Origin of the sequence: Sphaerothrix gracilis Ecp01 (assembly GCF_030405905.1) — a bacterium.
Taxonomy (GTDB): Bacteria; Cyanobacteriota; Cyanobacteriia; order Phormidesmidales; family Phormidesmidaceae; genus Sphaerothrix; species Sphaerothrix gracilis.
Genome location: NZ_JASATW010000076.1, coordinates 1 through 3,231, shown reverse-complemented (window position 1 = coordinate 3,231; position 3,231 = coordinate 1). Strand labels below are relative to the sequence as shown.

Here is a 3,231-nt window from a genome sequence, read left to right as displayed (position 1 = left end):
GGTGGCCTGGATCGCCTCCAGGGTCGGCCGCGTGGCCTCCAGGTCGGCCGGCGTTGGCCTGGTGGGGATCAGGCATAGGTCGGCGACGCGAATGGCGGCCGTCACAAGCGGGTTGTCGGCGCCGGGGGTGTCGATAATCACGAGCGTGAATTTTTGGCCCGCGAGGGTGGCGAGGGCCTGGTTGAGCGCGCTCTCGGTGAGCACCCGATCAAAGCCGGGGGTCTCGGCCTCGCGGCGGTCGATCCAGCGGGCCAAGGTACCCTGCCGGTCAAGCTCTAGGGCAAACACTCGCTCCCCCGCCTCGCCGGCCGCCACGGCCAGGCTCGCGGCGAGCGTGCTTTTGCCGCTGCCGCCTTTTTGGGTCACGAGGGTGAGCACCTTCATGCTGAGCATCCTAGCGCATGCGCTGTGCGCTACAAGGCACAGCGCAAAAGTGATGCCTCATAATGCAGCAGTAGCATTGATTCGCCTAGGCTAGGCGAGCGGCCTTCGCATGCGCGAGATCGTGCTCTCGGCGACGTTGAAGCGTCGAGCAAGATCAGCCGCCGTGGCTTTCCCAGCTTCCAAGGCGTCTAGGGCCTCCTGCCGCTGGTGTGGTGTGAGCTTCGGCTTACGGCCGAGCCGCCGGCCGGCGGCCTTGGCCCGTTGCCGGCCTTCGTGGGTGCGGGCGCGGATTAGCTCCCGCTCGAATTCGGCGAGGCCGCCGAGCACGGTGAGCATCAGGCGGCCGTGAGGAGTGGTGGTGTCTGCCCACGTATCAGCGAGGGAGCGGAAGGCCGCTCCCTTCTCGGCGATCGTGGCGAGCACGTTGAGCAAGTCTCGGGTCGAGCGGGCGAGCCTGTCGAGCCTGGTGACAAGCACCACGTCGCCAGGGTTCAGGGCGTCGAGTAAGCGCCCGAGCTGCGGGCGGGCGGCGCGGGCGCCGCTGATCTTCTCCTGAAACACGCTCTCTGCCCCGGCGGCGCGTAAGGCGCTTACCTGGGCGTCGAGGGTTTGCCCGTCTGTCGATACCCTGGCGTAGCCAACAAGCATATTGACATTCCTTGTTTGTATTTACATAATAAACACGCGCTCAAATTCGCATGAGTGTTTTGCTTAGTGAGGAAAGCCCCTGTTAGCGCAGGGGCTTTTCCTTTCCTACAGGCGGATTGTGAGGCTGAAAGTGATTTTCAGCCGTCCCCAACTTGCTTGCAGGAACGCGCTCACGTTTCGCATGGTGAGCCTCCTTCTTGCGTTTGCTTAGTGAGAAGACCCTTGCTCTCGTGAGCAACTTGAAGGTGCCACAGGCGCGCTAATTACGCAAGTATATTTCGCAAGTTTTTTTCCTAGGCTGCACAGTGGGTTAGAAGCCTTGCGAAAATCCTGAATTATGGAAGGCGATGCTTGTGCGAAGGCGCTAGATCTGACTCAATTCTGCAACAAAGTCATGCAGCACGTCATCTAGCGTCGCGTAGATTCTCGTCTCCGCGAAATGGCGCGTGAGATCGGCCTCGATCTGCTCGGGGGTGCGGGCATCGTCCGTGCTATCGGCCGCCCACGTCCTGCCGGGGTGGAGCGTATCCCACGGCGAGCGCTTGTTGGCTCGCGTCGTCGCCGAGTCCCCATGCTTACCAAGGCCATAGAGGATCTTGGTCTCGCTATTCCAGATGGGCTGAAAGAGGTGGATCAAGTAATCCTCGGCCGCTGTCTCCCAGCCGCTTTGAACAACCAGCGATCTGAACTCGAAGTCCTCCAAACGGAGCGTGCTCGTGGCCCTGGCGATATTGCCGGCGTGATCGCGTAGGCGTCGGGCGAGCCGATCCTCCTGCTCTTTGGGGGTGCGCGCGTTGTTGATGGCCGGTGCGGCCTGGCCGACGTAAATCGGGGTTTCCGTGCCCTTGATCGGCTCATAAAGGGGAAAGTCCCCGTTGTAGTATAGCGCATAGACGCCTGAGCCATAGAACGCCTGAAGCTCCGCGAGCGGCACGCGCGGCTGCGCCACCATGGCAAGCGAGATGAATCGGCCGATTATCTTCGGATTGCCGGGATCGAATACGGCTGCTGGCTGGCGGATGGGGTCGAGGTTCAACAGAAGCTCTTCAAGCTCGACTACGATCGCGCGCATGTCGGCTTCAAGCTTGCGCCGCGCGGGGGCGGATAGGCCGCCAGCTGCGGTAAGGGCCGCGAGATTGGCGAGATCCTCGCGGAGCTTCTCCACCAGGGCGGCGGGGGAACCGGGGCGCGCCTTCGTCATTGCACGCCCTTCGGCGCGGGCAAGGCAGTCAGGCGGCGGCGCACGTCGCGGGCAATCAAGGCTGCGAGATCAACCGGAACCGCGTTGCCGAGCTGACGCATGGTCTCCGACCAAGAGCCGTGGAAGGCGTAATCATCGGGGAAGGTCTGGAGCCTGGCGCTCTCACGAACGGTGAAGTAGCGCACGCTGCCGTCGGGGCGGGCAAGCATGTTCTCTCCGCCGGGAACGCCATGCACTCCCGCCTTCAAGGTCTTGGCCGGTTCGTCGAGGGGACTTCCTGTATGGCCGGGATAGGAGCGAGCGCCGGGCTGGAAACGGTGGTTGAGGAAGGCCGCAGCCTCGCGCGGCTTATGCTCCGGGTCGGGGAGATCGCCGATCGCGTCACGAACGGTGCGCCACGGCTGCAAGCTCGGCTCGAGCTGCAACCGCGCGGCCCGCTCGGTCATACGGTCGGACACCCACCGATCCTTGCGCGCGACGCGATGGCGTTCCCAATACGCCCCCGAGCGGCATTGCGCCCACGCTAGGGCATCGGCCGAGTGCGTCGGGTCGGGGAATGACCACTCGATCCCGAGATCGGCGCGGAAGCCGACGAAGATCACACGCTCGCGCCGTTGCGGGATACCGTAATCAGCGGCGTTCAGGACGCGGTAGACGACGCGATAGGAGAGTCCGCCGCCGCGGCCGCCGTCGGCAGTGTGGTGACGCTCCAGGCGGGCGAGATGGTCCGACCAACTCTCATTGTCGGCCCGGACAAGCTCGGGATAGGTGAGCTGGTGCACGATGTAGGCAAGATACGTGGCGAACGCCTCGCGGGTGAGGCCCTTCACGTTCTCGAAGATGAAGGCCTGTGGCTGCACTTCGCGCACTGCCCGCACAGCCTCGGGCCACATGTCGCGAGCATCATTGAACGCCTTGTGCTTGCCGCCTAGCGAGAACGGCTGACAGGGGGGGCCGCCCGTGACTAACCCGACCTTGCCCGCGTGTTTGGCGAAGTC

General features: G+C 63.9%; 4 protein-coding genes. All 4 read right to left on the bottom strand.

Going from position 1 to position 3,231, the window contains the following annotated elements:
* Positions 1–384: division plane positioning ATPase MipZ (locus tag QJQ48_RS27590; RefSeq protein WP_346294428.1), on the bottom strand; the 384-nt coding region annotated here is incomplete at its 3' end.
* 90 nt (positions 385–474) lie between these two features.
* Positions 475–1,032 (bottom strand): recombinase family protein, encoded by a 558-nt coding sequence (locus QJQ48_RS27585; RefSeq protein WP_346294427.1) that lies wholly within the window; start codon positions 1,030–1,032, stop codon positions 475–477.
* A gap of 364 nt (positions 1,033–1,396) precedes the next feature.
* On the bottom strand, positions 1,397–2,233 hold the full coding sequence (locus QJQ48_RS27580) for an Eco29kI family restriction endonuclease (RefSeq protein WP_346294426.1): 837 nt from the start codon (positions 2,231–2,233) through the stop codon (positions 1,397–1,399).
* Positions 2,230–3,231 (bottom strand): DNA cytosine methyltransferase (locus QJQ48_RS27575; RefSeq protein WP_346294425.1); only part of this gene is annotated, 1,002 nt, incomplete at its 5' end. The genes QJQ48_RS27580 and QJQ48_RS27575, both read right to left, overlap by 4 nt.